General features: G+C 71.9%; 22 protein-coding genes and 1 tRNA gene. 14 read left to right on the forward strand and 9 right to left on the reverse strand.

Features of this window, described 5'->3' with window-relative positions; genetic code table 11:
• Window positions 1-47 precede the first annotated feature (47 nt).
• The gene (locus TR42_RS05580; protein WP_042213780.1) at window positions 48-644 is read right to left on the reverse strand and encodes a TetR/AcrR family transcriptional regulator; all 597 of its coding nucleotides are present in this window, start codon (window positions 642-644) and stop codon (window positions 48-50) included.
• A 107-nt stretch (window positions 645-751) separates the two neighbouring features.
• Here TR42_RS05580 and TR42_RS05585 point away from each other — a divergent pair.
• From TR42_RS05585 to TR42_RS05605, 5 genes are all read left to right on the forward strand, one after another.
• Window positions 752-823, forward strand: a tRNA-Gln gene (locus TR42_RS05585).
• Window positions 824-977: 154 nt separating this feature from the next.
• The gene (gene glmU / locus TR42_RS05590) at window positions 978-2,537 is read left to right on the forward strand and encodes a bifunctional UDP-N-acetylglucosamine diphosphorylase/glucosamine-1-phosphate N-acetyltransferase GlmU (protein ID WP_052405653.1); all 1,560 of its coding nucleotides are present in this window, start codon (window positions 978-980) and stop codon (window positions 2,535-2,537) included.
• Window positions 2,534-3,514 (forward strand): ribose-phosphate diphosphokinase, encoded by a 981-nt coding sequence (locus TR42_RS05595; RefSeq protein ID WP_042213784.1) that lies wholly within the window; start codon window positions 2,534-2,536, stop codon window positions 3,512-3,514. Before glmU ends, TR42_RS05595 begins: the two co-directional genes overlap by 4 nt.
• A 185-nt stretch (window positions 3,515-3,699) precedes the next feature.
• Window positions 3,700-6,192 carry a sodium-translocating pyrophosphatase gene (locus tag TR42_RS05600; RefSeq protein WP_042213786.1) on the forward strand — a complete coding sequence of 831 codons (2,493 nt, stop codon included), beginning with the start codon at window positions 3,700-3,702 and terminating at the stop codon, window positions 6,190-6,192.
• Window positions 6,192-7,244, forward strand: a complete 1,053-nt coding sequence (locus TR42_RS05605; protein ID WP_042213788.1) for a glycosyltransferase family protein — start codon at window positions 6,192-6,194, stop codon at window positions 7,242-7,244. Before TR42_RS05600 ends, TR42_RS05605 begins: the two co-directional genes overlap by 1 nt.
• Before the next feature lie 24 nt (window positions 7,245-7,268).
• Here TR42_RS05605 and TR42_RS05610 read toward each other — a convergent pair whose 3' ends face one another.
• Window positions 7,269-8,060 carry a DUF1206 domain-containing protein gene (locus tag TR42_RS05610; RefSeq protein WP_042213790.1) on the reverse strand — a complete coding sequence of 264 codons (792 nt, stop codon included), beginning with the start codon at window positions 8,058-8,060 and terminating at the stop codon, window positions 7,269-7,271.
• 175 nt (window positions 8,061-8,235) lie between these two features.
• On the opposite strand from TR42_RS05610, the gene TR42_RS05615 reads away from it, so the two are divergent.
• The gene (locus TR42_RS05615) at window positions 8,236-8,829 is read left to right on the forward strand and encodes a 50S ribosomal protein L25/general stress protein Ctc (RefSeq protein WP_042213791.1); all 594 of its coding nucleotides are present in this window, start codon (window positions 8,236-8,238) and stop codon (window positions 8,827-8,829) included.
• A gap of 83 nt (window positions 8,830-8,912) precedes the next feature.
• The gene (gene pth, locus TR42_RS05620; RefSeq protein WP_042213793.1) at window positions 8,913-9,485 is read left to right on the forward strand and encodes an aminoacyl-tRNA hydrolase; all 573 of its coding nucleotides are present in this window, start codon (window positions 8,913-8,915) and stop codon (window positions 9,483-9,485) included.
• Window positions 9,486-9,507: 22 nt separating this feature from the next.
• Here pth and TR42_RS05625 read toward each other — a convergent pair whose 3' ends face one another.
• Complete coding sequence (locus TR42_RS05625; protein ID WP_042213794.1) at window positions 9,508-10,128, reverse strand: hypothetical protein; 621 nt, start codon at window positions 10,126-10,128, stop codon at window positions 9,508-9,510.
• A 199-nt stretch (window positions 10,129-10,327) separates the two neighbouring features.
• Between TR42_RS05625 and TR42_RS05630 the strand changes: the two genes are divergently transcribed.
• Complete coding sequence (locus TR42_RS05630; protein WP_268871159.1) at window positions 10,328-11,080, forward strand: HAD family hydrolase; 753 nt, start codon at window positions 10,328-10,330, stop codon at window positions 11,078-11,080.
• Complete coding sequence (locus TR42_RS05635) at window positions 11,077-13,596, forward strand: glycoside hydrolase family 65 protein (RefSeq protein WP_052405655.1); 2,520 nt, start codon at window positions 11,077-11,079, stop codon at window positions 13,594-13,596. The genes TR42_RS05630 and TR42_RS05635 overlap by 4 nt, the downstream gene beginning before the upstream one ends.
• Window positions 13,597-13,712: 116 nt before the next feature.
• On the opposite strand, the gene TR42_RS05640 is transcribed toward TR42_RS05635, so the two are convergent.
• The 6 genes from TR42_RS05640 to TR42_RS05665 form a co-directional block, all read right to left on the reverse strand.
• Complete coding sequence (locus tag TR42_RS05640) at window positions 13,713-14,447, reverse strand: amino acid ABC transporter ATP-binding protein (protein ID WP_042213796.1); 735 nt, start codon at window positions 14,445-14,447, stop codon at window positions 13,713-13,715.
• Window positions 14,444-15,310 carry an amino acid ABC transporter permease gene (locus TR42_RS05645; protein ID WP_042213798.1) on the reverse strand — a complete coding sequence of 289 codons (867 nt, stop codon included), beginning with the start codon at window positions 15,308-15,310 and terminating at the stop codon, window positions 14,444-14,446. Before TR42_RS05645 ends, TR42_RS05640 begins: the two co-directional genes overlap by 4 nt.
• A 21-nt stretch (window positions 15,311-15,331) precedes the next feature.
• Complete coding sequence (locus tag TR42_RS05650; RefSeq protein ID WP_042213800.1) at window positions 15,332-16,207, reverse strand: ABC transporter substrate-binding protein; 876 nt, start codon at window positions 16,205-16,207, stop codon at window positions 15,332-15,334.
• A 136-nt stretch (window positions 16,208-16,343) separates the two neighbouring features.
• Window positions 16,344-16,772, reverse strand: coding sequence for a cupin domain-containing protein (locus tag TR42_RS05655; RefSeq protein ID WP_042213801.1), 429 nt, complete (start codon window positions 16,770-16,772; stop codon window positions 16,344-16,346).
• Window positions 16,769-18,073 (reverse strand): amidohydrolase family protein, encoded by a 1,305-nt coding sequence (locus TR42_RS05660; protein WP_042213803.1) that lies wholly within the window; start codon window positions 18,071-18,073, stop codon window positions 16,769-16,771. Before TR42_RS05660 ends, TR42_RS05655 begins: the two co-directional genes overlap by 4 nt.
• Window positions 18,070-19,551 (reverse strand): adenosylhomocysteinase, encoded by a 1,482-nt coding sequence (locus TR42_RS05665; RefSeq protein WP_052405657.1) that lies wholly within the window; start codon window positions 19,549-19,551, stop codon window positions 18,070-18,072. The genes TR42_RS05660 and TR42_RS05665 overlap by 4 nt, the downstream gene beginning before the upstream one ends.
• Window positions 19,552-19,706: 155 nt before the next feature.
• Between TR42_RS05665 and TR42_RS05670 the strand changes: the two genes are divergently transcribed.
• From TR42_RS05670 to eno, 5 genes are all read left to right on the forward strand, one after another.
• The gene (locus TR42_RS05670) at window positions 19,707-20,171 is read left to right on the forward strand and encodes a hypothetical protein (protein ID WP_042213804.1); all 465 of its coding nucleotides are present in this window, start codon (window positions 19,707-19,709) and stop codon (window positions 20,169-20,171) included.
• Window positions 20,172-20,222: 51 nt separating this feature from the next.
• Entirely contained in the window at window positions 20,223-23,720 is a 3,498-nt protein-coding gene (gene mfd, locus TR42_RS05675; protein ID WP_143058928.1) for a transcription-repair coupling factor, read from the forward strand.
• 20 nt (window positions 23,721-23,740) lie between these two features.
• Window positions 23,741-24,352: a hypothetical protein gene (locus TR42_RS14760; RefSeq protein WP_074789298.1), complete on the forward strand. Its 612-nt coding sequence runs from the start codon at window positions 23,741-23,743 to the stop codon at window positions 24,350-24,352.
• Window positions 24,345-25,013 (forward strand): nucleoside triphosphate pyrophosphohydrolase, encoded by a 669-nt coding sequence (locus TR42_RS05680; RefSeq protein ID WP_236623367.1) that lies wholly within the window; start codon window positions 24,345-24,347, stop codon window positions 25,011-25,013. Before TR42_RS14760 ends, TR42_RS05680 begins: the two co-directional genes overlap by 8 nt.
• A 77-nt stretch (window positions 25,014-25,090) precedes the next feature.
• A complete protein-coding gene (gene eno, locus TR42_RS05685; RefSeq protein WP_042213808.1) occupies window positions 25,091-26,371 on the forward strand; it encodes a phosphopyruvate hydratase in 1,281 nt (426 codons plus the stop codon).
• Window positions 26,372-26,589: the final 218 nt, after the last annotated feature.

Raw genomic sequence — 26,589 nt, forward strand, 5'->3', positions numbered from 1 at the left:
ACGCGGCGTCGTCCCGCAGCATTCCCAGGGACGATGCGGGCGTCGGGTCAGTCGGAGGGGAGCCCGGGGCGGCGCTCGAGCGAGGACAGCCCGTTCCACGCGAGGTTGACCAGGTGCGCCGCGACCACCTGCTTCGACGGCTCGCGCACGTCGGCCCAGTGCTGGCCCGCGAGGGCGACCATGCCGACGAGCATCTGCGAGTACACGGGGGCGACCACGGGGTCGAGGCCGCGCTTGCGGAACTGCTCGGCGAGGAGGCCCTCGACCTGCGCCGAGACGTCGCCGAGCAGCGAGGAGAAGGTGCCCGAGGCCTGAGCGACGGGCGAGTCGCGCGCGAGGATGCGGAAGCCGTCGGGGGAGTCCTCGATGTAGCCGAGCAGCGCGAGGGCCGCCCGCTCGACCAGCTGCCGCGGGTGCGCCTTCTGCGCGAGCGCTCCGGTGAGCGCGCCCAGGAGGGCCTCGACCTCGCGGTCGACGATGACGGCGTACATGCCCTCCTTGCCGCCGAAGTGCTCGTAGACCACGGGCTTGGACACGTCCGCGCGCGACGCGATCTCCTCGACCGACGTGCCCTCGAACCCCTTCTCGGCGAACAGCGCGCGTCCCACGGTGAGCAGCTGCTCACGGCGCTCGCGCGCGGTCATGCGGGAGCGAGGGGCGCGGCGAGGTTCGAGGGTCACGGCTCAAGTGTGCCGTGAATCCTGGCAGACTTGACGCCCGGGTGCGGCGCGCCGTGCGCGGCCGCTCCCGTTCCGCCCTGGTGTAACGGCAGCATGCGGGCCTTTGGAGCCCTGCGGTAGAGGTTCGAATCCTCTGGGCGGAACCGATTCGCGCGCCGTCGGCCCCGGACCTGGGACCTCGCGCGCGAAGGGTGCCTCCTCGAACGTTAGACTTGCGAGGTCCAGCCGTCAGCCCCCCTTGCCCGGGGTTCCGCCACGTGAGGAGATCAGGTGAGCCCGACTCCGCCCGCAGCCGTGATGATCCTGGCGGCAGGGGCAGGCACCCGCATGCGGTCCGCCACCCCCAAGGTGCTGCACCGGATCGCGGGACGCACGCTCGTCGCGCACGCGCTCGCCGCCGCGGCCGAGCTGGTGCCGGGACGCACCGTCGTCGTCGTCCGCCACGAGCGCGAGGCCGTCGCCGGCCACATCGCCGAGGTCGCTCCGGACGCCCTCATCGCGGATCAGGACGACGTCCCGGGCACCGGAGCCGCCGTGCGGTGCGGGCTGTCCACGCTGGACGCCACCACGATCGCGGCGGCGGTCGCCGCGGGCGGTGCCGATCAGGCGCACCTCGACAGCCAGGTGCAGGGATCGATCGTGGTGACGAGCGGCGATGTCCCGCTGGTCGACGGCGCCCTGCTCGGCTCGCTGGTCGAGGCGCACGAGGCCCAGGGCAACGCCGTCACGGTCCTCACCGCGCAGGTGCCGGACGCGACCGGCTACGGACGCATCGTCCGCGATGATGCCGGCGCCGTGACCCGCATCGTCGAGCACAAGGACGCCACCGACGCCGAGCGCGCCATCGGCGAGATCAACGCGGGCATCTACGTCTTCGACGCCGCGCACCTGCGCGACGCCCTCGCGCGGCTCACCACCGACAACGCGCAGGGCGAGCAGTACCTCACCGACGTGCTCGCGCTCGCCCGCGAGGCGGGCGGCCGCGTGGGCGCCATGGTCGCCCCGGACGCGTCCGCGGTCGAGGGCGTCAACGACCGGGTCCAGCTCGCATCTGCGGGCGCGGCGCTCAACCGCCGCATCGTCGAGGCGTGGATGCGCGCCGGCGTCACCGTCGTCGACCCCGCGACCACGTGGATCGACGTCGACGTCACGCTCGAGGCGGACTCGACGGTGCTGCCGGGCACGCAGCTCCACGGCGCCACGCACGTCGCCGCCGGCGCGACCGTCGGCCCGGACTCGACCCTCACCGACGTCGAGGTGGGCGCGGGCGCGACCGTGACCCGGGTCCACGGCTCGGGGGCGCGCATCGGCGCCCGCGCGACCGTCGGCCCGTTCACGTACCTGCGCCCCGGCACCGTCCTCGGCGACAAGGGCAAGATCGGCGCGTTCGTCGAGACCAAGAACTCGACCATCGGCGCCCACTCGAAGGTCCCGCACCTCAGCTACGTGGGCGACGCGACCGTGGGCGAGCACTCGAACATCGGCGCCGGCACCATCTTCGTCAACTACGACGGCGTCTCGAAGTCGAGCTCGCGCGTCGGGGACCATGTCCGGGTCGGCTCGGACAACACGCTGATCGCCCCGGTGGAGATCGGCGACGGCGCGTACACGGGCGCGGGGACGACCGTCCGTCACGACGTGCCGCCGGGCGCGCTCGCGCTCAACGCCGTGCAGCAGCGCGTGGTGGAGGGCTGGGTCGAGCGTCGCCGCCCGGGCACGCCGTCGGCGACCGCCGCACGCGCTGCGCAGGACGAGGTTGTGGCCCGCGGTCTATCGTCGGGGGCACAGGAGGAGAGAGCGGCTGCGGTCGCCGAGCACGAGGCGGCTCCGGCCGCCGACCACAAGGGAGAAGCATGAATGCCGTGATCTCGAACCCGAGCGAGCGCCGGATGGTCCTCGCGGGCGGCCGGGCGCATCCGGAGCTCGCGGAGGCGGTCGCGGAGCACCTGGGGGTCGACCTCCTGCCCACCACCGCGTACACGTTCGCGAACGGTGAGCTCTACGTCCGCTTCGGCGAGTCCGTGCGAGGCGCCGATGCGTTCGTCCTGCAGTCGCATGCCGCGCCCATCAACGAGGCGATCATGGAGCAGCTCATCATGGTCGACGCGATGAAGCGTGCCTCGGCCAAGCGCATCACGGTCGTCATCCCGATGTACGGCTACGCGCGTCAGGACAAGAAGCACAAGGGCCGCGAGCCGATCTCGGCGCGCCTCATGGCGGACCTCTTCAAGACCGCCGGCGCGGACCGCGTCATGTCGGTCGACCTGCACACCGCGCAGATCCAGGGCTTCTTCGACGGCCCGGTCGACCACCTCTGGGCGATGCCGATGCTCGCGGACTACGTGAAGTCCCGCGTCTCGCCCGGCAACCTCACCATCGTCTCGCCCGACGCGGGCCGCGTGCGCCTCGCCGACCAGTGGTCCGACCACCTCGGCGCGCCGCTGGCCATCATCCACAAGCGTCGCGACCCCTCGGTGCCCAACCAGGTCAAGGTCCACGAGCTCGTCGGTGAGGTCAAGGGCCGCACCTGCGTCCTGGTCGACGACATGATCGACACCGGCGGCACCATCGTGCAGGCCGCGGAGGCGCTGTTCGAGAACGGCGCGAAGGACGTCATCGTCGCCTCGACGCACGGCCTGCTCTCGGGCCCCGCGGTCGAGCGCCTGTCGAAGTCCGGCGTCTCCGAGGTGGTGATCACGGACACGCTGCCGATCACCGAGGAGAAGCAGTTCGACAAGCTCACCATCCTGTCGATCGCGCCGCTGCTTGCGCGCGCGATCCGCGAGGTCTTCGACGACGGCTCGGTCACCTCGCTGTTCGCCGGCGGCGTCTGAGCCGCACGCCTCACGCGTCCCGGGGCCCGCGCATCGTCACGATGCGCGGGCCCTGTCGCGTCCGGCGGCGGAGCGTAGGGCCCACGCGGGCGCCTGCCTGGGCCCTTGGTCACTCGCGGGCCGCGCCGGGGCGGCCCTAGCCTGCGAGAGGGTCCCCACGACCGCGATCTTCCAGGGGTAAAAGAATGTTCCAACGGCGGAACCGTTCACTTGCGCGAGCCGCTCTGGCCGGCGCCGGCGCGCTCGCGCTCACCGGCTGCGAGCACATCGACGGGGGAGAGGCCAGCCTCGCGCTGCCCGACCTCGGGGATGTCACCACGTCGGGAGGCATCTCCGGCGCGGCGCTGCTGGTCGGCGGCCTGCTCATCACGGTGCTCGGGCTCGCGTTCGGCTTCACGGTCCTCGGCCGGATCCGGAACCTCCCCGTGCACCGGTCGATGCGCGAGGTGTCGGAGCTCATCTACGAGACCTCGAAGGCGTACCTCGTGCAGCAGGGGCGCTTCCTCCTGGCGCTGTGGGGCGTCATCGCCGCGGTGATCGTCCTCTACTACGGCGTGCTGGTCGGCTTCTCGTGGGGCCGCGTCGCCGTCGTGATCGCGTTCAGCCTCATCGGCATGGCGGGGTCCTACTCGGTCGCCTGGTTCGGCATCCGGGTGAACACGTACGCGAACTCGCGCACCTCCTTCGCCGCGCTCGAGGGCAAGCCGCTCGCGGTCCACCGCATCCCGCTGCAGGCGGGCATGAGCATCGGCATGGTGCTCATCAGCCTCGAGCTGCTCATGATGCTGGTGATCCTGCTCTTCCTGCCGCGCGACATCGCAGGCGCGTGCTTCATCGGCTTCGCGATCGGCGAATCGCTGGGCGCGGCGGCGCTGCGCATCGCGGGCGGCATCTTCACCAAGATCGCCGACATCGGCTCGGACCTCATGAAGATCGCCTTCAAGATCAAGGAGGACGATGCCCGCAACCCCGGTGTCATCGCCGACTGCACCGGCGACAACGCCGGCGACTCGGTGGGCCCCTCGGCCGACGGCTTCGAGACCTACGGCGTCACCGGCGTCGCGCTCGTGACGTTCCTGCTGCTCGCTGTGCACGACCCGGCCGTGCAGGCGACACTGCTGGTGTGGATCTTCGCGGTGCGCGCGGTCATGCTCGTCGCGTCCGTGCTGTCGTATCTGGCGAACGACGCCTGGGTCCGCCGCCGCTACGCCCACGCGGACCGCATGAACTTCGAGCACCCTCTCACCTCGCTCGTGTGGCTCACCTCGGCGCTGTCGATCGCGGCGACCTATCTCAGCGCTGCCTGGCTCATCGGCGACCTGCCCGACGGCATGTGGTGGAAGCTCGCCACGATCATCAGCTGCGGCACGCTCGCCGGCGCGCTCATCCCCGAGCTGGTCAAGGTCTTCACGTCGACCAACAGCCGCCACGTGCGCGAGGTGGTGAAGAGCTCGCGCGAGGGCGGCTCCTCGCTCAACATCCTCTCGGGCCTTGTCGCGGGCAACTTCTCCGGCTACTGGCTGGGGATCTGCATCGTCGCCCTCATGGGCGCCGCGTACCTGATCTCGGGCCTCGGGCTCGACCAGCTCATGCTCGCCCCGGCGGTGTTCGCCTTCGGGCTCGTGGCCTTCGGCTTCCTGGGCATGGGGCCGGTCACCATCGCTGTCGACTCGTACGGCCCGGTCACCGACAACGCGCAGAGCGTCTACGAGCTGTCCGTCATCGAGGAGCTCGAGGGCATCGACGGCGAGATCGAGCAGGACTTCGGCTTCGCCCCGCGCTGGGAGAGCGCCAAGCGCATGCTCGAGGAGAACGACGGCGCGGGCAACACCTTCAAGGCGACCGCCAAGCCCGTGCTCATCGGCACCGCGGTCGTCGGCGCGACCACCATGATCTTCTCGATCATCATCTCGCTCACCGACGGGCTCACCACCGGCATCGAGAACCTCTCGCTCATCCACCCGCCGTTCCTGCTGGGCCTCATCGCGGGCGGGGCGACCATCTACTGGTTCACCGGCGCGTCGATCCAGGCGGTCACCACGGGCTCCTACCGTGCGGTCGAGTACATCAAGGACACGATCAAGCTCGACGGGGAGACCAAGGCCTCGACCGAGGACTCGCGCCGCGTGGTGGAGATCTGCACGCAGTACGCCCAGCAGGGCATGCTCAACATCTTCCTCGCGGTGTTCTTCGCGACGCTGGCCTTCGCCTTCGTGGAGCCGTACTTCTTCATCGGCTACCTCATCTCGATCGCGCTCTTCGGTCTCTACCAGGCGATCTTCATGGCGAACGCGGGAGGTGCCTGGGACAACGCCAAGAAGATCGTCGAGGTGGACCTCCACGCCAAGGGCACACCGCTGCACGATGCGACCATCGTCGGCGACACGGTCGGCGACCCGTACAAGGACACCTCGTCCGTCGCGCTCAACCCCGTCATCAAGTTCACGACGCTGTTCGGCCTGCTCGCGGTCGAGCTCGCGGTGGGCCTGGGGGAGCAGGGCAGCCACGCCCTCGTGTACTGGCTCGCGGGAGGCTTCTTCCTGGTCTCCGCGTTCTTCGTGCACCGCTCGTTCTACGGCATGCGCATCAAGGCCTCGCTCGAGGGGGGCGAGGAGGACCCCGAACCGGCGCCCTCCTCGGCTGACGACCGCTCCGGCGCCTCGGTCACGGCCGGCTGATGGCCGCGCTCGCGATCCTCTGCGACGGCGTCGCCGTCGCGGACGGTCGCGTCGCGGGGCACGATGCGGGGGCCACCCTGGTGCGCCGCCTCCAGCGGCTGTTCCCGGGGGCGGACCTCATCGGGTCCCGCGCGCAGCGGGCCGACGGCTTCGACGTGGTGCCGCTCGAGCTCGTCGACCCGCGCGAGACCGTGGTGGTCAACATGGACGTGCTGAGCTCGCCGGCGGTGTGGCGCACCCTCGCCGCCGGCGGGGCGGAGCCGCGCATCGTGAACTTCGTGTGGTGGAACACCTCGCAGTTCACGCACCCCGTGCAGCGGGCCTCGCTCGCGCTGTCCTGCGCGCTGTTCCCGACCTTCGCGAACTCGCTCCGCACGGCGACGGAGGTGCGGGAGATCGTCTTCGCGCTCACGGTGCCGCAGCTCGCGGAGAGGGCGCGCATCGACTGGGCGAACCTCGGCATCCGGCTCGAGCACGTGCAGCCGCGCGAGGACCCCGCCGTGCCGGTGGTGCTCTACCCGGCGATCCGCCTGTCCGAGCGCAAGCAGCCGCAGCTGTTCCTCGACGTGGTCGAGAGGGTGCGCAAGCGCACCCCCATCCAGGTGGAGATGAGGCTCCAGGAGTCGCACCTCATCTCCGAGCAGGCGATCCGGCTGTCGCGCAAGGACTGGGCGTGGGTGGGGCCGCTCACCGCGACGCGCGAGGACTACTACTACCGGCTCGCCCGCACCACGGCGTTCCTCGCCACCGCGCGCGAGGAGTCCTACGGCCTCGAGTACGTCGAGGCGATGGTCGCGGGGGCGATCGGGGTGTTCCCCGACCGCCCGTGGGCCCGCGCGATCCTGCCCGACGGCTACCCGTACCTCTACCGAGACGCCGACGAGGCGGAGGAGCTCCTGGTCCAGGCGGTCACCGATCCGCGGGGCTGCCGCGCCGAGCTCGACCGCGTCTGCGGCGGGGACTTCGTGGGATGGCTGCGCGGCCGCCACGACGACACCGAGTTCGAGGACCGCTTCTCCAGTGCGCTGCGGCGCTGGTTCCCCACGGACTGAGCGGGCACGTCCAGGGAAGCGGGGTCACATCCGCGCGTAGCGCGACCGGGCGAGCGAGTAGAGCCCGTAGGCCGCGAACCCCAGCCCGACCGTCACCACGAGCACCGGTCCGGCGGGGGCGTCCCGCAGCCTCTCCACGGCGCCGTCGATCCCTGCCGCCTTGTCCGGGTCCGCGGTGAGCGCCGCGTAGCCGAACAGCCCGCCCACCAGGGTGAGCGCGCCGCCCTTGGCCACGTACCCCACGGTGCCGAGCCACCGCACGCCGGCCCCGACCTCGGGGTGCGACGGGGAGCGCAGATCCTCCTCGAACCGCCGCGTCACGCCCTTGATCACGTGGAACGCGCCGGCCGCCACGAGCCCGAGCCCGATCGCGCCGACCAGCACGCGTCCGGCCGGCGCACGCATCAGCGCGCCGGCGACGCCGTGCGCCTGGGAGTCCTGATCGGAGGCCGCCGAGCCGAGCGCGATCGAGGCGGTGCTCGCCGCGAGGGCCAGGTACACGAGCGACTTCGCGGCCGCGCGGCCGCGCTCGCGGGTCTCGGGCTCGCGCACCGCGTCCGCGGCCTGCCACCCGGCGAGGGCGAGCAGGGCGAGAGCGGCGACCGCGAGCAGCACCCGCCCGAGCGCCCCGTCGCCCACGCTCGCGAGCAGCCGGGTCTGATCGGCCTCGCCGCCCGCGCCGAGGCCGATGCGCACGATCACCGCGCCCAGCGCGACGTGAAGCGCGCCCGAGACGAGGTAGCCGGCCCGTGCCGCACGCTCCCAGGCGTCGCCGCTGGAGCCGGTGCGCAGGCCGCCGAGGGTGGACGATGACATGTCCGACGCAACCGGGGCAGGGGTGCAGGAATTCCTGGTTGGCGCATCGTCCCCGCGTCCAGGTACACTAATCCGGTTCCTCGGCGAGGGAGGCCCTCGGGCGCTCCGTGATCGACGCGGCAGATGCGTGAAGCCTGCCTTGCCCTGGCCCCATCTGACGTAAGAGGAGAAACGCATGTCCGACCAGATCACGCTCGCCGCCGAGACCCGCACCGAGTTCGGCAAGGGCTTCGCCCGCCGCGCCCGCGCCGCCGGCAAGATCCCCGCCGTCATCTACGGCCACGGCAACGACCCCGTGCACATCTTCCTCCCGGGCCACCAGACGATGATGGCGCTCAAGCACTCGAACGCGCTCCTCACCATCGAGCTCGAGGGCAAGTCGGAGATGGTCATCGCCAAGGACGTCCAGATCGAGCCCGTGCGCCGCATCATCGAGCACGTCGACCTGCTCATCGTCGCCAAGGGCGAGAAGGTCACCGTCGACGTCCCCGTCCACGTCGTGGGCGAGTCCTTCGCGGGCACCATCCACGTGGTCGAGCACGGCTCGCTCCAGGTCGCGGCCGAGGCCACGCACCTGCCCGAGGCGCTCGAGGTCTCCATCGAGGGCCTCGTCGAGGGCTCGGTCATCCACGCCAAGGACGTCACGCTGCCCGAGGGCGCGGAGCTCGTCACCGACGGCGACGTCACCGTGGTCACCATCTCGGTCCCGCGCGGCGCCGGCGCCGAGGAGGCCACCGAGGCCGAGGCGACCGAGGCCGCCGCGGAGTAATCTCACCGATGCACGCCCGGCTCGCCCGACTGTGGGCGAGCCGGGCGTCGTCGTCTGCGGGACGGAACGAGGAGGGAACGCGCGTGGAGAACCTGGTGGTCGGGCTCGGCAATCCGGGCCCCGAGTACGCGGAGACGCGTCACAACATCGGCCAGATGGTGGTCGACGAGCTCGCGCGCCGCGGCGCGTCCTCCCTGTCCGTCTCCAAGAAGACGCACACCCGCACCGCGACCGTGCGGCTCGCGGGCCGGCCTGTCGCGATCGGCGTGCCGATGTCGTACATGAACGTCTCCGGCGGCCCCACGTCCTCGCTCATGAAGTACTGCTCGGTGCAGCCGACCGACGTGATCGTGGTCCACGACGAGCTCGACATCCCCTTCGGCACCGTGAAGATCAAGCGCGGCGGCGGCTCCGCGGGCCACAACGGGCTCAAGGACGTCACCAAGGCGCTCGGGACGCCCGACTACGTGCGGGTGCGCGTGGGCATCGGCCGTCCGCCGGGCCGCATGGAGGTCGCGACGTTCGTGCTCAAGCCGTTCTCGGCGGCGGAGCGCAAGGAGCTGCCCTTCCTCGTGGACGATGCGGCGGACGCCGTCGAGGCGATCCTCGAGCACGGCCTCGAGGCCGCGCAGATGCGCTTCCACACCAAGGGCTGAGCGCGGGAGCCGCGCCGGCGGGTCAGTCGACCACGATCGCGCCGAGGTGCGCCGCCAGGTCCGGGCCCAGGGTCATCGCCTGGGCGACCGAGAGCGTGGTGCCGCGCAGCGCGCCCGGCTCGAGCACGCGCCCCAGCTCCGTGGCCGAGACGTCGAAGCCTTCGACCATGGCGCGCGACGGCACCAGCTCCCCGACGGATCCGCCCTCGACGGTGAACTCCTTGATCCGCGAGCCGCCCAGGTCGAGCAGCCCGATCCGGCAGTCGACGATCTCGAGCCGGCGGATCTTGGCATCGCGCAGCGACAGCACGTCGATGCGCGACGACGCGATGCGGTGCACCGAGATGTCGGAGCCGTCCATGAGCAGCGCGCCGACCCGCACGCCCTCCAGGCGGCCCGCGACCACCCGGGCGCCGGGAGCCGCGAACGTCGCGACGGAGGACCCGAGGACGGTGGTCCCCGTGATGCGGAGGTTCGGCAGCCGGACCTCGCCGCCCTGGGTGTCGCTCACCACGCATTCGAGGAGCTCGACGTCGTGCGCCTCGACGTCGCCGAGCATGCCGCCGTCGAGGTGACGCTGCTCGAGCACCGCGCCGCTCACCATGTCCGCGGCGTTCATCGGTTCGAGCCCTGCGCTGTCCATCCCTCCACTGTAGGGGCGCGCTGAACGGTCATACCGGGCGCATCGTCCCTCCCGGCTCACGGCGAGTTCGACAGCGGCCCGGGCCGCGTGGCTACTATCGAGGGGACGTGCCGCGCGTGCCGCCGAAACATCCTCGGGGGTGCGCGCGTTCGACCGGATGCAGGGCATTCGACCGACCCACCTGCCGGAGGGATACTTCGTGACGACCGACACCAGCCCCTGGCGCCTTCCCCAGGTGCCCGACGCGAGCTTCGCGGCCGCCCTGTTCGACCTCGACGGCGTGCTCACGCCGACCGCGGACGTGCACATGGACGCGTGGCGGCGGATGTTCACGGACTACTTCGAGGCGCACGGCATCACCCCTGCGTACACGGATGCCGACTACTTCGCGTACGTCGACGGCAAGCCGCGCTACGACGGCGTGCGCTCGTGCCTCGCGTCGCGCGGGGTGACGCTTCCGGACGGGACGCCGGACGATGCGGCGGGCACCGAGACCGTGTGCGGCCTCGGCAACGCGAAGAACGACATGTTCGCGGCGATCCTGCGCGACGAGGGCGTGACCCCGTACCCGGGCTCGGTGGCCCTCATCGACCACCTCGAGTCGGTCGGCTGCGCGATGGCCGTGGTGTCGAGCTCGCGCAACGCGCCCGCGGTCCTCGAGGCCGCCGGGCTCGCGCACCGCTTCGAGATCGTGGTCGACGGTCAGGTGGCGGCGGACACCGGGCTGCCGGGCAAGCCCGCGCCGGACACGTACCTCAAGGGTGCCGAGCTGCTCGGCGTGCCGAAGGAGCTCGCCGTGGTGATCGAGGACGCGATGTCCGGGGTCGCGGCGGGCCGGGCCGGGGCGTTCGGGCTCGTGGTCGGCGTCGACCGCGGCGCCGGGGCCGAGGACCTCAAGGAGGGCGGCGCGGACATCGTGGTCGCGGATCTCGAGGAGCTGGTGGAGCGATGAAGGCGGCTCAGCGCGCGCTCGACGACATGAGCGCGCCGGACTACGTGGACCGTCTGCGCTTCCCGGCGGATCCGTGGCGGCTGATCGAGAGCGAGTTCGACGAGGACGACCTCGGCACCACCGAGACGCTGTTCTCCGTGGGCAACGGCTACCTCGGCCTCCGCGGCAACATCGAGGAGGGGCACGATGCGCACGCGCACGGCACCTTCATCAACGGCTTCCACGAGACGTGGCGCATCCGCCACGCCGAGGAGGCGTACGGCTTCGCCCGTACCGGCCAGACCATCGTCAACGTGCCGGACCCCAAGATCATCCGCCTCTACGTCGACGACGAGCCCCTGCTCCTGTCGATCGCGGACCTTCCCGAGTACTCGCGCACGCTCGACATGCGCACCGGCGTGCTCACGCGCGACCTGCTGTGGCGCACCCCGGCGGGCAACCGCGTGCGGGTGCGGTCGCGGCGCATGGTCTCGTTCCAGCAGCGCCACCTCGCGATCATGCAGTTCGAGGTGACGCTGCTCGACCACGAGGCGCCGGTCGCGATCTCGTCGCAGCTGCTCAACCGTCAGGCGGGCGCGGACGAGTACCGGTCGAGCCCCGGCTCGACCGCGGGCTTCGACCCGCGCAAGTCGGAGTCGCTCAACGAGCGCGTGCTCGAGCCGCGTCTGCACCGCATCCACGACGACGAGATGCTGCTGGGCTACCAGTGCGTCAACTCCCACATGACCCTCGCGGTGGGGATGCAGCACACCTACGACTTCGACGGCGACGTCGAGCGCGAGACCGAGGTGCAGCCCGACTACGCCAAGGACGTGTTCCGCTTCCGTGCGCAGCCCGGACGGACCTTCACCCTCACCAAGGTGGTGACGTACCACTCGTCCCGCGCCGTGCCGGCGCGCGAGCTGGGCGACCGCTGCCACCGCACCCTCTCCCGGGTGCGCGACGAGGGGGTCGACAAGCAGTTCGCGGACCAGGAGGAGTGGCTCGCGGACTTCTGGCGCCGCTCCGACGTCGAGGTCGACGGCGACGACCGCATCCAGCAGGCGGTGCGCTGGAACCTCTTCCAGCTCGCGCAGGCGGCCGCGCGCGGCGACGGCCAGGGCGTCGCGGCCAAGGGCGTCACGGGCTCGGGCTACAGCGGCCATTACTTCTGGGACACCGAGATCTACGTGGTGCCCTTCTTCGTCTACACGTCCCCCGGGATCGCGCGGAACGCGCTGCGCTACCGGTACCGCATGCTGCCGAAGGCGATCGAGCGGGCGGGCGAGCTCGCTCAGCACGGCGCGCTGTTCCCGTGGCGCACCATCAACGGCGAGGAGGCGTCCGCGTACTACGCGGCCGGCACCGCGCAATATCACATCGATGCGGACATCTCCTTCGCGATCGACAAGTACGTCAAGGCCACGGGCGACGACGAGTTCCTCGCGCGCGAGGGCATCGACATCCTGGTCCAGACGGCGCGCATGTGGGCGGACCTGGGCTTCTGGCGCAACATCAAGGGCGACGGCTCGAGCTTCCGCATCCACGGCGTCACGGGGCCCGACGAGTACACCACCGTGGTGAACGACAACCTCTACACGAACGTGATGGCGCGCTTCAACCTGCGCGCCGCCGCGGCGTCGGTGCGCAAGCTCGCGTCGATGTGGCCCGACCAGTACCACCGGATGGTCGCGCGGCTCGGGCTCGAGGAGGCCGAGATCATCGAGTGGGAGTCCGCCGCCGAGGCGATGGCGATCCTGTGGGACGACGACCTGGGCATCCACCCCCAGGACGCCCTGTTCCACGAGCGCGAGCTGTGGGACCTCGAGAACACGCCGCCGGAGCAGCGGCCGCTGCTGCTGCACTTCCACCCGCTGGTGATCTACCGCTTCCAGGTCCTCAAGCAGGCCGACGTGGTGCTCGCGCTGTTCCTCCAGGGCGACCAGTTCTCCACCGAGGAGAAGAAGGCCGACTTCGACTACTACGACCCCATCACCACGGGCGACTCGACCCTGTCAGGGGTGGTGCAGTCGATCATGGCGGCCGAGGTCGGCTACCACGAGCTCGCGCTGCGCTACTTCTGGGACGGGCTGTTCGTCGACATCGCGGACCTCCACTCCAACACCGCCGACGGCGTCCACGTCGCCTCGGCGGGCGGCGTGTGGTCCGCGCTCGTGCACGGCTTCGGCGGGATGCGCGACTACGGCGGCGTGCTGTCCTTCGACCCGCGCCTGCCCGAGCCGTGGCCCGAGATGCGCTTCCGGCTCACGCAGAAGGGCACGCGGCTGCGCGTCACGATCCGTCCCGACGAGATCGCGTTCACCGTGGAGGAGGGCCAGGGCCTCACGGTCATGGTTCGCGGCCAGCGCGTGAGCGTGCTTCGCGGCGAGGACGCGGTGGTGCCTCTCGACGGCCAGGGCCCGCGGATCCCCGGCGCCCCGGACGCGGCGGCCTTCCACGGCACGCTGCGCGCCGACGGCTCGGTGGTGACGGCCTCGCTGCCCGCCGTGGTGGACCAGGAGTTCGAGCTCGACTGACCCCCGCTGACAGTCCGGACGGAGCTTGTCCCGACACGCCAAGGACATCGGCGCATCGTGCCCCGATCCGCGGCGTGTCGCCGCGAGATCCGTCCGTGCTGTCAGGCCAGAGGCGGTCAGCGGTGCGTGACGCGCGCGAGGAACTCGCGGGTCTCGGGCTGCTGCGGGTCCCCGAAGATCTGCTCGGGCGGGCCGATCTCGAGCGGCCGGCCGCCGTGCATGAAGACGATGCGGTCGGCGACCGAGCGCGCGAACGACATCTCGTGGGTCGCCATGAGCATGGTCGAGCCCTGCGCCTTGAGGTCGCGGACCAGGTCGAGCACCTCGCCCACGAGCATCGGGTCGAGCGCGGACGTGATCTCGTCGAGGAGCAGCAGCTCGGGGTCCGTCATGATCGCGCGGACGATCGCGACGCGCTGCTGCTGGCCGCCCGACAGGCGGTCGGGGTAGTCGCGGACCTTCTCGCCCAGCCCGAACTTCTCGAGCAGCCCGATCGCCCGGTCGCGTGCGACCGCGGGGTCCGTGCCGTGGACCTTGCGTGCGGCGAGCGTGACGTTGTCGATCACCCGCATGTGCGGGAAGAGGTTGAAGTGCTGGAAGACCACGCCGATGCGCGCGCGCACCTTGTCGACGTCCACCGCGGGGTCCGTGATGTCGTCCCCTGACAGGAGGATGCGGCCGTCGTCCACGCGCTCGATCAGGTTGATGGTGCGCATGAGCGTCGACTTGCCGGAGCCCGAGGCACCGATGACCACCACGACCTCGTGCTCGTCGATCGTGAGATCGACGCCCTTGAGGACGTGGTTGTCGCCGAAGAGCTTGTGGACGTCGTGCAGCTCGAGGACGCTCACACCGTGCCTCCCTGCTGCTCGCGTGCGGCCATGCGTGCGCTCACGTGGTCCGTGAGCCTGATCATCGGGAAGCTCATCGCGACGAAGAGCAGTCCGGCGACCACGTAGGGCGTGAAGTTGTAGGTCGAGGCGGTCGCGATCTGCGCCGCCCGGACCGCGTCGACGGCGCCGAGGACGGAGATGAGGCCCACGTCCTTCTGCATCGACACGAAGTCGTTCATGAGGGCCGGCACCACCTTGCGGAGCGCCTGCGGGATCACCACGAGGCGCAGCGTCTTGGCGTGCGACAGGCCCAGGGATCGCGCGGCGATGCGCTGCGACGGGTGCACGGCCTCCATGCCGGCGCGCAGCACCTCGGCCACGTAGGCCGAGTAGCACAGCGTGATGCCGATGGTGCCGAGCACCGCGACCGAGATGCGGTTCTCGGGGTTGAGGGCCGGGATGCCGAAGCCCACGAGGTACAGCACGATGAGCACCGGCAGGCCGCGGAAGAGATCCGTGTAGCCGGTGGCGAGGGCGCGCAGCGGGAACCACACGGGCCCGCGCAGCGATCGCATCACCGCGAGGAGGGTGGCGACCACCGCGACCGCGATGGTCGCGAAGAACAGCACCCGGATGTTGAGCCACAGGCCCTCGAGGATCTTGGGGAAGGCGTCCTTCGCGACCTCGGGGTTGAAGAACGCCTGCTGGACGTCCTCCCAGCCGGGCGAGCTCAGCACCGCCCAGCCGGCGACGGCCGCGAACACGACCGTCGACACCAGCGCGATGAGGACCGAGCGGCGGGAGGCGCGCTTGCGCGCGAGGCGTCGCTCCAGCTCGAGAGAGCTGGGCTCCCAGGCCTCCGTCGCCGCTCGGTCCGTCATCGTCTGCCTACTTCAGGGTCGTTACTTGAGGACCGGGACGTCGACGGCGTCCGACAGCCACTCGGTCTCGATCGCGGCGAGGGTGCCGTCCTCGGTGAGGGCGTCCACGGCCCCGGTCACGGCCTCGGTCAGCGCCGAGCCCTTGGGGAGCACGAAGCCGAACTCGTCGCCGCCGGTCGCGTCCTCGAACTGGCCGAGGATCTTGCCGCCGTCGAGCTCCACGGCCGCGAGGTAGAAGGCCGAGGGCAGGTCGATGACGAACGCGTCGATCTGACCCGAGTTGAGCGCGAGGACCGTGTCCTCGGACGAGTTGAACACCGCGAGGTTCTGGTCGCCCAGGACCTCGGCGGCGACCGTGTACGAGGTGGTGCCGGAGGGCACGCCCACCTTGAGGTCCGCCAGGTCGGCGACCGAGGCGGCGTCGGCGGCGGCCGAGCCCTCGACCGTCACGACGGCCTGCGTGGTGGTGTAGTACGGCGAGGAGAAGTCGACCGCGTTCTTGCGCTCCTCGGTGATGGAGAACTGCTGGATGTTGAGGTCCCAGTCCTTGGCGCCGGGGGCGATCGCCGAGTCGAAGCTCGAGCGGACCCACACGACGTCCTCGGCGGCGAAGCCGAGCTCCTCGGCGACGGCGTAGGCCACGGCGGCCTCGAAGCCCTCGCCCGACTCGGGGGCGTCGCCGACGACCCACGGCTCGTAGGCGGGCTCGCCGGTGGCGATGGTGAGCTTGCCCTCGGTGAGGGTCTCGAGCGCGACGGCGGTCTCGCTGGCCTCGGGGGAGGCGGTGGCCGAGGTGCTCGCCTCGGTCTCGGTGTCCGAGGAGGAGCAGCCCGCCATCATCAGCGTGGAGAGGGCGGTCGTCGCGATCAGGCCGGCGCGCACACGGGTGCTGGTCATGGGTGCTCCTTGGAGAAGAAGGGGTGGGATTCTGCGCGCCGTCATCGGCTGCGCGGGGTCAGTGTAGCGGCGCGCTTCGGACCACCCGTCCCATCAGGTGAGATGCCTCAGGCGAGCCTCCAATCGGCGTCGCGCCTCAGGCGAGCCTCCAATCAGCGAAGTCGAAGCCCGGCGAGACCATGCAGCTCACGAGCGCCTCGGCGTCGGAGCCGAGCCGCGCGGCCTGCCACGTCCCCGCCGGCACGAGCACCTGGGCGACGTGACCGGCGGCGAGGTCGGGTCCCAGCACGAGCGTGGTCGGCGCCTCGTCGGGTGCGTCCCCCGCGCCGCCCAGGCTCAGCTCGAGCGTGCCCGGCCCGTGCCACAGCCACATCTCGTCCGACGTGACCACGTGCCAGGCGCTCTCCTCGCCGAGGGTGAGGAGGTAGTGGATGAGCGTCACGGCCGGGCGGGCGCCGCCCGCGGTGTCGACGGCGGAGGGGGCGGTGTAGGTCCGGCGGAACCATCCGCCCTCGGGGTGCGGCTCGAGCTGGAGGAGCGCGGCGGTGGCAGGGGTGGCGGTCATGCGAGACGGGCTCCGGTCTGTGAGGTGAAGTCGGCGCCGGCGTGCCGCAGGCGTCCGGCGATGACGGTCGCGGCCGCGGTGCCCTCGCCGTGGGAGGCGAGGTCCTCGACCGTGGTCGCCGCATCGGCGACGGGCACGTCGAAGAACGCGAGGTCGGCGCGGGCCCCGACCGCGAGGTAGCCCGTGCGGTCGGGCCCCATGTGCAGCCCCATGGCGCGCGAGCCGCCGTGGGTCGCGGCCGCGAGGAGCCGCTCGGCGAGGTCGGGTCGCGTGTAGCCCTGCGCGCGTGCGATGCGGTGCAGCGCCGCGACGTCGCCCATGAGGTCCAGCGACGGCGAGCTCGACAGCGAGTCCGTGCCGACCGAGATCGGGCTGCCCTCGGAGAGGTAGGCGGCCACGGGCGGCTCGTCGAGGCCGATGACCTCGTTCGAGCGCGGGCACAGCGCGACCGACGTGCCGCGGGCCCGCAGGATCGCGCGGTCCTTCGCGCTGAGGTACACGCCGTGCGCGATGTGGCAGTCGGGGCCCAGCACGCCCAGGTGGTCGACGTAGTCGGTCGCGGACGTGCCGTAGCCGGCGGACCGGAGCTCGGCGAGCGAGCCCAGCCCCTTGGCGTGCCACGGCTCGGAGACCGAGTGGTCGAACTCGCGCTCGATCGCGGACTCGCCCAGGTGGATGTGGATGCGGCTGCCGCGCTCGCGGACGATGTCGGGGATGTCGAGCAGCGGCACGATCTCGAGCGAGTACGGCGCGTGCGGGCTCAGGCCCGTGCCGGGCGGGGTGGGCAGCGCGTCGAGCGCCGCCTCGACCTGCGCGCGGCCGCGCTCGCGCCACGCCGCGTTGGTCCAGTCCATGACCTCCCAGTACGTGATGCCGTGGAGGCCCGTGTCCGCGAGGGCGTACATCGCCTCGAGGTCGGTGACGATGTCGGCGACGGCCGTGGTGCCGGCCTCGAGCGCCATGCGCGCGCCCGCGGCGGCGGCGGTGCGCCAGTCCTGGCCGCGGTCGTAGACGGGGTTGAAGGCGCGCGCCCAGTCCTCGAAGCCCGAGTAGCGGCCCGCACCCACCTCGGACATGTGCGTGTACTGGAGGTGCGTGTGCGCGTTGACGAGCCCCGGCATGAGCACGCCGTCCCAGTGATGCTCGGTGAACGGGTGCCCGCTCTCGCGCAGGGCCTCGACCACCCAGGCCCGCTCGCCCACGTGGACGATGCGCCGGCCGCGGACCGCGATGGCGCCGTCCAGCACCGGGGGTGCGGTCATGGGGAGCACCAGGGCGGCGCTGTAGACGATGGTGGTCATGCGGTGACGTCCCGGTAGCGGCGCGAGCGCCAGTCGGGCTCGCCGTCGGGGGACGATGCGGCGGCTCGGGTGTCGAGAGCGAGGCCGCGGACGCGGGCGGCGGTCGCGGCGACGTGCGCGACCGCAGCGTCCGGAAGCGCGTGCACATCGACGCCCGGGCGGTCCTCGAGCAGCGCTCGGATCGCCGCGAGCTGCGTCGCGAAGCTGAGGTCCATGATCTCGATCGGGTTGCCCTCGGCCGCGGTGACGTTGATGCAGCCGCCGCGGTCGAGCACCAGCGTGCCGCGCTCGACGTCGACGTCGAGATGGGGCACCGCCGCGCCGGCGACGGCCACGGGCTCGAGCGCGGACTCGTCGAGGTCCACCTCGCCCGGCACGCCTCCGGCCACGGCGACGACGGCGGCCCGCGCGAGGATCTCGCGCGTCACGGTCTCGGCGACACCCGTGCAGGACACGACGAGCGCGCCGTCGGCGAGGTCCTCGGCGGGTCCCACCTCGTAGCCGTCGTGCACCGCGAGGAGCGCGCGCAGCGGATCGATCTCGGCGACGCGCACCTCGGCGCCCAGGGCGGTGAGGTGCGCGGCGACGCCCACGCCCACCGGGCCGTAGCCGATGACGAGGACCGGCAGGTCGCGGACGGTCGCGTCGACGTGCTCGAGCAGGTCCGCGATGGCGAGCACGCAGCTCTGGCCCGTGCCGTAGCGGTTGTCGAAGCCGGTCTTGGTGGCGGCGTCGTTGACCGCGACCACCGGGGTGCGCAGCAGCCCCGCGGCGTGCATCGCTCGCAGCGGCGTGAGGCCCGACGTGGTCTCCTCGGTGACCCCGATCCAGCCGTCGATCAGCTCGGGTGCGGCCGCGTGCGCGAGCCGGACCAGGTGCGAGCCGTCGTCCACCACCACGTCGAAGCCGCGGCGCAGCCACGCGAGGGCGGCCTCGCGCTCGGCGGATCCGGCCAGCGTCGCGTCGGCGTCCACCGGAACGCCGCGGTCGCGGAGCGCGGCGGCGACCGCGGGGTCCGTCTCGTCCGGGTGCGCGTAGACCGCGACGTCCGCGCCGGCGTCCTTGAGGAGCAGCGCGAGGTTCGCGGTCTTGGGCTCGAGCGTCATCGAGACGCCGATGCGCAGGCCGGCGACGGTCCCGGCGTCCCGCAGCTCGGCGGCGAGCGCCGTCGAGACGGGCATGTGGGAGCGCGCGAAGTCGAGGCGGCCGGCGGCGTCGCCGCGCGGGGCGAGCGGCTGCCCGCCGAGCGCGAGCGTCGCATCGTCCCCGCGCACGTCGATGTCGAGGACGTCGGGTCCGGCGGCATCGTCGTCGACGAGGCGCGCGCCGAGCGCGCGGGCCATGCCTGCGACGGCGAGCGCGGTCGCGGTGTCCTCGGACTCGGCGGAGACGCGGACGGGCCGTCCGGCGATGAGGAGGTTGGTGTCGCGGGCGAAGCGGCGGAGGATCCGCTCGGCGGTCGCGTGCGGGTCTGTCATGGCGGCAATTCTAGGAGCGTCGCCGCCCCTCCGTGCCCCCGCGCCGGATGGTTGCGTCGTGCGGACCCGGGTATTGCCAGGGGCGACCTTTCGGACATACCGTGCGACCAGGCGCAACGTGACCCCGCACGAGGCGCCTCCAGAGGAGACGACCCATGCGCGCTGCGACCGACGCGGCGGCACCGCCCGGCCCCGACGAGTCGCTGGTGGTGCGCACGTACCAGCTCGGGCCCGACGGCCTGATCGACACGGGTGTCGCGTGCGCCGTGGGACCGGGCTGGTACAGCTGCTATCCCGCCGACGCGGACGAGGCCTTCGACGGGGGCAGGGTCACGTGGGTCGCGGAGCCCACGGGCTCCCATCCGCTCGTGGCCACGCACGGGTACGGCTGGTACGAGGTCGACGGCGAGAGCCTCGTCCCGCTCGACACGGTCGCCGTCGCGCACGTCGAGGGCCCCGTGCCGCTCGGCGTCGCGAGCACCTGGCCGCAGGGGATGCCGTCGCCGCCGACCATCCTCGGGGTGCCGTGGGCCGTCGCGGCGGTGATGCTCGCGCTGCTCACCGCGGTCGCCACCGTGCTCCTCGTCGCCCGGAGGGTGCGCCGCCCGGCGCGAGCCTAGGATGTCCGTGCCGGAATCTTCCGGTCGTTCGTCGTGCCCTGGAGGACCCTCGTGACCGCTGAAGCGATCGCTCAGCCGCTTGCATCCCTGCTCGGAGACTGGGCGGAGGCGCGTCTGGGCGACGTCGCCGCGATCCAGGCCCCGGGCGCCGCGGCGGCGCCGCTCATCGCGCGCGCGGCGCTCGCGGACGAGGCTCCGATCGTGGCCGTCGCGGCGACCGGCGGCGACGCCGAGCAGCTCGCGCGGGCGCTCACCGCGTATCTCGACCCGGCCGAGGTGACCACCTTCCCCAGCTGGGAGACGCTGCCGCACGAGCGCCTCAGCCCGCGCTCCGACACGGTCGCGCGCCGGCTCGCGACGCTGCGGCGCCTGGTGCACCCCGTCGAGGCCGCCGAGGAGTCGGGGCTCCCGGTCCCGCGCGTGGTGGTCGCGCCGCTGCGGGCGATGCTCCAGCCCCTGGTGCCCGGCCTCGCGGACCTGCAGCCGGTGCTGGTGCGCAAGGGCGACGAGCACGACCTCACCGACCTCACCGAGGCGCTCGCGGCCGCGGCGTACACGCGCGTCGACATGGTCGAGCGGCGCGGCGAGTTCGCCGTCCGCGGCGGCATCGTCGACGTGTTCCCGCCCACGGACCCGCACCCGATCCGCGTCGAGTTCTTCGGCGACGAGGTCGAGTCGCTGCGCTTCTTCTCCGTGGCGGACCAGCGGTCGCTCGACTCGGTGGGCCGCCTGTGGGCGCCGCCGTGCCGCGAGCTGCTGCTGACCGAGGACGTCCGCGCCCGCGCCGCGAGCCTGGCCGAGCACATCCCCGCGGCCGGCGACATGCTCGCCCGCATCGCCGACGGTCACGCGGTCGAGGGCATGGAATCGCTCATCCCCGTGCTGCTCACGCGCCTCACCCCCGTGACCGACGTGCTCCCGCGCGGCACCCGCATCGTCGCCCTCGAGCCCGAGCGGCTCGCGCGCCGCGCCGAGGACCTCCAGCACACCGCCCAGGAGTTCCTCCAGGCGGCCTGGGTGAGCGCGGCCGCCGGCGCCGACTCGCCCATCGAGGCGCAGGGCGGGTTCCTCTCGCTCGAGGACGTCGAGGTCTCCGCGGCCGAGCGAGGACTGGGGTGGACCGCCATCGGTCCGTTCGGCACCGCGGCCGCCGAGGTGCCCGGCATCGCCGAGGTCGAGGACTTCCGCGGTCGTCTCGCCGCCGTGCTCGACCTGGTGAAGAGCCGCCTCGCCGAGGGCTGGCGCGTGGCGATCGCCGCGGCCGGCACCGGAAGCGCGCACCGCATCGTCGAGCAGTGCTCCGAGCGGTCCATCCCTGCGAGGGTCGCCGCGCATGCGGACGATGCCGACGCCGGGGTGGTCGCCGTCCTCGCGGGCGTCGACGCGCGCGGCTTCCAGGTGCCCGACGCCAAGGTGCTGGTGCTGCACGAGAGCGACCTCACGGGCCGCTCGGCCTCGGCGGCCGGGCCCAAGGTCAAGGTGCCCAGCCGACGCCGCACCGCCGTGGACCCGCTGCAGCTGCGCCCCGGCGACTTCGTGGTCCACGAGACGCACGGCGTCGGGCGCTTCGTCGAGCTCACCAAGCGCACGGTGCGCGGCATCGAGCGCGAGTACCTGGTGATCGAGTACGCCGCCTCGAAGCGCGGCGGACCCGCGGACCGGCTCTCCGTCCCCACCGACCAGCTCGACCTCATCACCAAGTACGTGGGCGGCGAGGCGCCGAGCGTCAACAAGATGGGCGGGGCCGACTGGTCCAAGACCAAGGGCAAGGCCCGCAAGGCGGTCAAGGAGATCGCGGCGGAGCTCATCCGGCTGTACTCCGCGCGCATGGCGACCAAGGGCCGCGAGTTCGGCCCCGACACCCCGTGGCAGCGCGAGCTCGAGGAGTCCTTCGCGTACGTCGAGACCCCCGACCAGCTCAGCACCATCGACGAGGTCAAGGCCGACATGGAGAAGGGGATCCCCATGGATCGCCTGGTCTGCGGCGACGTGGGCTTCGGCAAGACCGAGATCGCGGTGCGCGCCGCGTTCAAGGCCATCCAGGACGGCACGCAGGTCGCGATCCTGTGCCCGACCACGCTGCTGGTGAAGCAGCACGTCGACACGTTCTCCGAGCGCTTCGCGCAGTTCCCGGTCAAGGTCGCGGCGCTCTCTCGCTTCCAGAGCGACAAGGAGGCCAAGGAGATCATCGATCAGCTCGGCAAGGGCGAGATCGATCTCGTGGTCGGCACGCATCGCCTCATCACGGGCCAGGTCCGCTTCAAGAAGCTGGGCCTCATCATCATCGACGAGGAGCAGCGCTTCGGGGTCGAGCACAAGGAGACGCTCAAGGCGCTGCGCACCGACGTCGACGTGCTCGCGATGTCCGCGACGCCCATCCCGCGCACCCTCGAGATGGCGGTCACCGGGATCCGCGAGATGTCGACGCTCGCCACGCCTCCTGAGGAGCGCCACCCGATCCTCACGTACGTGGGACCGCACGAGGACGCGCAGGTGATCGCCGCGATCCGCCGCGAGCTGCTCCGCGACGGCCAGGTGTTCTACATCCACAACTCGGTCAAGACCATCACCCGCGCCGCGCTCAAGATCGGCGAGCTGGTGCCCGAGGCGCGCGTCGCCGTCGCGCACGGTCAGATGAGCGAGAAGCAGCTCGAGCAGGTGATCGTCGACTACTACGACAAGAAGTACGACGTCCTGGTCTGCACCACCATCGTCGAGACCGGCCTCGACATCTCCAACGCCAACACGCTCATCGTCGAGCGTGCGGACACGTTCGGCCTGTCGCAGCTCCATCAGCTCCGCGGCCGTGTGGGCCGCGGCCGCGAGCGGGCCTACGCGTACTTCCTCTACCCGCCGGACCGGACCCTCACCGAGACCGCGCACGACCGGCTGCAGACCATCGCCGCCAACACGGACCTGGGCTCCGGCATGGCGGTGGCGATGAAGGACCTCGAGATCCGCGGCGCCGGCAACCTGCTCGGGGCCGAGCAGTCCGGCCACATCGAGGGCGTGGGGTTCGACCTCTACATCCGCATGGTGGGGGAGGCCGTCGCCGGCTTCCGCGGCGAGGAGGTCGAGGACCGCGCGCCGATGACGGTCGACCTGCCCATCGACGCGCACATCCCGACCTCCTACATCGAGCACGAGCGGCTGCGCCTCGAGGCGTACCGCAAGATCGCCGACGCGGACGCCGACGAGGTGCTCGATCAGGTGGCCGAGGAGCTCGACGACCGCTACGGCACGGTGCCCGAGCCCGTCGCGCACCTGCTCGCCGTCGCGCGCCTGCGGCTCGAGCTGCGCGCCGCGGGGATCCACGACGTGGTCGCGCAGGGCAGGTTCATCCGCTTCAGCCCGCTCGAGCTGCCGGACTCTGCGGCGATGCGCGTGACCCGGCTGTTCCCCGGGACGCTCATCAAGCCCGCGGTCCGCCAGGTGCTGGTGCCCGCGCCGACGACCGCTCGCGTGGGCGGCAAGCCGGTCGAGGGGCCCGAGGTGCTCGACTGGGTGCGGACGGTGCTGCAGGCGACGCGCGCACCGGAGCGGTCGTGAGCGACATTAGGATGGCGGCCATGCGCTCCGTTCGCCTCGCCGTCCTCGCCGCATCGTCCCTCCTGCTCGCCGGGTGCGCCGTGCCCGGTCAGGGAGGCGACCCCGGCGTCGCCCTCGAGACCGCGGACGTCAAGGTGACCACCGCCGAGCTCGACGCGATCGCGGCCGCGTGGGCCGAGGACAGCGAGGGCGTCCTCATGCCGGACCGTCAGGCGCTCGCCACCTCGACGCTGCTGGGGCCGAGCCTCATCGACTTCGCCACCGCCAACGACGCGACGATCAACGAGGGCGTCGCGGCCACGTTCGCGTCGGAGTGGCTCCGGTACGCCGGCGTCGAGGACCCCGAGCCGAGCGACGCGGTGATCGCGTCGACCCAGAACGTGCTCGCGCTGTACGTCGCGACCTATACCGACACCTCCGGATCGATCCTCCGCAACGCGGTCGAGGACCTCCCGGAGGACCTGGTCGTGTCGCCCCGCCTGGGCGAGCTCTCGGCCGATGCGCTGATCGAGTCCGCGCAGACGGCGGTGGGCGACGCCGAGGTCGGCGGGCTGGGCAACTACTCGTTCACGCTCTTCCTCGATGTCGACGGCTTCACCGAGCCGTCCCCGTCCTGGGCGGCGCGTGACTGACGGCCTCACCCGTCTGGTGGAGGTGATGGATCGCCTCCGCTCTCCCGGCGGCTGCGACTGGGACGCCGAGCAGACTCACGAGTCGCTCGCCCCGTACGCGCTCGAGGAGGCCCACGAGCTGGTCGAGGCCATCGAGTCCGGCTCGCGCACGCATCTGCGCGAGGAGCTGGGCGACGTGCTCCTCCAGGTCGTCTTCCATTCGCGCGTCGCGCAGGAGCACCCGTCCGAGCCCTTCGGGATCGACGAGGTGGCCGCGGGATGCGCGGACAAGCTGGTCGCGCGGCACCCGCACGTGTTCGGCGACGACGACGCGGGCACCATGGACGAGCACCTGCGCCGCTGGGACCGCATCAAGGCGGAGACCTCCGGGCGGGAGAGCGCCTTCGACGGCATCCCAACGACCCTGGGCGCGTTGGCGCGGGCGCAGAAGGTGCTCGGGCGCGCGGCCCGCGCCGACCTGCCGGTCGATGCCCCCGCGGCGACGGACGAGCCCGCGGGCGAGTCCGCCATCGGCGACGCGCTGCTCGCGCTCGCGGCCCGGGCGCAGGCCGAGGGTGTCGACGCCGAGACCGCGCTCCGCGGCGCCGTCCGCCGCGTCGAGGAGGCCGCCCGCGCGGCGGAGCAGGCACGACGTTCCGACACCGACAGTTCATCCGGCTAGGACGAACGTCGCTCAGCGCACCACGGTGCGCATCGTTAGACTCCCAAGAGGTTCATCCATCCAAGCGAAGGAGCATCATGGCCAGCATTGAGGCCGTCGGCGCCCGCGAGATCCTTGACTCGCGCGGCAACCCCACCGTCGAGGTCGAGGTCGCCCTGGAGGACGGCACGTTCGCGCGTGCCGCCGTCCCGTCGGGCGCATCGACCGGCGCGTTCGAGGCAGTCGAGCGCCGCGACGGCGACAAGGGCCGTTACCTCGGCAAGGGTGTCGAGCAGGCCGTGGACGCGGTCATCGACGAGATCGCCCCCGAGATCGTGGGCCTCGACGCCACCGAGCAGCGCATCATCGACCAGATCATGCTCGACCTGGACGGCACCGACAACAAGGGCAAGCTGGGCGCCAACGCGATCCTCGGCGTCTCGCTCGCGGTCGCCAAGGCGGCGGCGGACTCGGCCGACATCGCGCTGTTCCGCTACGTCGGCGGCCCGAACGCGCACGTCCTGCCCGTCCCGATGATGAACATCCTCAACGGTGGGTCGCACGCCGACTCCAACGTCGACATCCAGGAGTTCATGATCGCCCCGGTCGGCGCCCCCACGTTCCGTGAGGCGCTCCGCACCGGTGCCGAGGTCTACCACTCGCTCAAGTCCGTGCTCAAGGAGCGCGGCCTGGCCACCGGCCTGGGCGACGAGGGCGGCTTCGCCCCGAACCTGCCCTCGAACCGCGACGCGCTCGACCTGATCCTCGTCGCGATCGAGAAGGCCGGCTTCAAGCCCGGCGAGGACGTCGCGCTCGCGCTCGACGTCGCCGCGACCGAGTTCTTCAAGGACGGCGGCTACCAGTGGGAGGGCGGCGTCAAGACGCCCGACGAGATGATCGCGTTCTACGAGGGCCTGGTCAACGACTACCCGCTGGTCTCGATCGAGGACCCGCTGTCCGAGGACGAGTGGAGCTCGTGGAGCGGCCTCGTCGAGAAGGTCGGCACCAAGACCCAGATCGTCGGCGACGACCTCTTCGTCACCAACCCCGTCCGCCTCAAGCGCGGCATCGACGAGGCCGCGGCCAACGCGCTCCTCGTGAAGCTCAACCAGATCGGCACGCTGTCCGAGACCTCGGACGCCGTCGAGATGGCGCAGCGCGCGGGCTTCGCGGCCATGGTGTCGCACCGCTCGGGCGAGACCGAGGACGTCACCATCGCGGACCTCGCCGTCGCCTACAACGCCGGCCAGATCAAGACCGGTGCGCCCGCCCGCGGCGAGCGCATCAACAAGTACAACCAGCTGCTCCGCATCGAGGAGGAGCTGGACGACGCCGCCAAGTACGCCGGCAAGTCGGCCTTCTCGCGCAGCTACAAGTAAGCATCAGCGCAGGCCTGGACGGGCGCGTCTCCCTCGGGAGGCGCGCCCGTTCCGCTTTCCCGGGCGATCTGCGCGACTCGCTGGGAGGCGGTGCGGCGGACGGCCCCGGACCCTGGACAATGACCACGTGACCGATCCGAACCGCCGCGAGACGCGCGCGGCCGCCTCGCCTGCCGGTGCGGCGCGCCCCGCGCGGCCCACGAGGTCGGCTCACGCGG

Origin of the sequence: Demequina mangrovi, assembly GCF_000759715.1 — a bacterium.
Lineage (GTDB): Bacteria > Actinomycetota > Actinomycetes > Actinomycetales > Demequinaceae > Demequina > Demequina mangrovi.

Bases quoted from the DNA above. Each gene is read 5' to 3' on its own strand.
- TR42_RS05580 (WP_042213780.1), bottom strand. From the start codon at position 644: ATGACCGCGCGCGAGCGCCGTGAGCAGCTGCTCACCGTGGGACGCGCG.
- glmU (WP_052405653.1), top strand. From the start codon at position 978: ATGATCCTGGCGGCAGGGGCAGGCACCCGCATGCGGTCCGCCACCCCC.
- TR42_RS05595 (WP_042213784.1), top strand. From the start codon at position 2,534: ATGAATGCCGTGATCTCGAACCCGAGCGAGCGCCGGATGGTCCTCGCG.
- TR42_RS05600 (WP_042213786.1), top strand. From the start codon at position 3,700: ATGTTCCAACGGCGGAACCGTTCACTTGCGCGAGCCGCTCTGGCCGGC.
- TR42_RS05605 (WP_042213788.1), top strand. From the start codon at position 6,192: ATGGCCGCGCTCGCGATCCTCTGCGACGGCGTCGCCGTCGCGGACGGT.
- TR42_RS05610 (WP_042213790.1), bottom strand. From the start codon at position 8,060: ATGTCATCGTCCACCCTCGGCGGCCTGCGCACCGGCTCCAGCGGCGAC.
- TR42_RS05615 (WP_042213791.1), top strand. From the start codon at position 8,236: ATGTCCGACCAGATCACGCTCGCCGCCGAGACCCGCACCGAGTTCGGC.
- TR42_RS05625 (WP_042213794.1), bottom strand. From the start codon at position 10,128: ATGGACAGCGCAGGGCTCGAACCGATGAACGCCGCGGACATGGTGAGC.
- TR42_RS05635 (WP_052405655.1), top strand. From the start codon at position 11,077: ATGAAGGCGGCTCAGCGCGCGCTCGACGACATGAGCGCGCCGGACTAC.
- TR42_RS05645 (WP_042213798.1), bottom strand. From the start codon at position 15,310: ATGACGGACCGAGCGGCGACGGAGGCCTGGGAGCCCAGCTCTCTCGAG.
- TR42_RS05650 (WP_042213800.1), bottom strand. From the start codon at position 16,207: ATGACCAGCACCCGTGTGCGCGCCGGCCTGATCGCGACGACCGCCCTC.
- TR42_RS05655 (WP_042213801.1), bottom strand. From the start codon at position 16,772: ATGACCGCCACCCCTGCCACCGCCGCGCTCCTCCAGCTCGAGCCGCAC.
- TR42_RS05660 (WP_042213803.1), bottom strand. From the start codon at position 18,073: ATGACCACCATCGTCTACAGCGCCGCCCTGGTGCTCCCCATGACCGCA.
- TR42_RS05665 (WP_052405657.1), bottom strand. From the start codon at position 19,551: ATGACAGACCCGCACGCGACCGCCGAGCGGATCCTCCGCCGCTTCGCC.
- TR42_RS05670 (WP_042213804.1), top strand. From the start codon at position 19,707: ATGCGCGCTGCGACCGACGCGGCGGCACCGCCCGGCCCCGACGAGTCG.
- TR42_RS14760 (WP_074789298.1), top strand. From the start codon at position 23,741: ATGCGCTCCGTTCGCCTCGCCGTCCTCGCCGCATCGTCCCTCCTGCTC.
- eno (WP_042213808.1), top strand. From the start codon at position 25,091: ATGGCCAGCATTGAGGCCGTCGGCGCCCGCGAGATCCTTGACTCGCGC.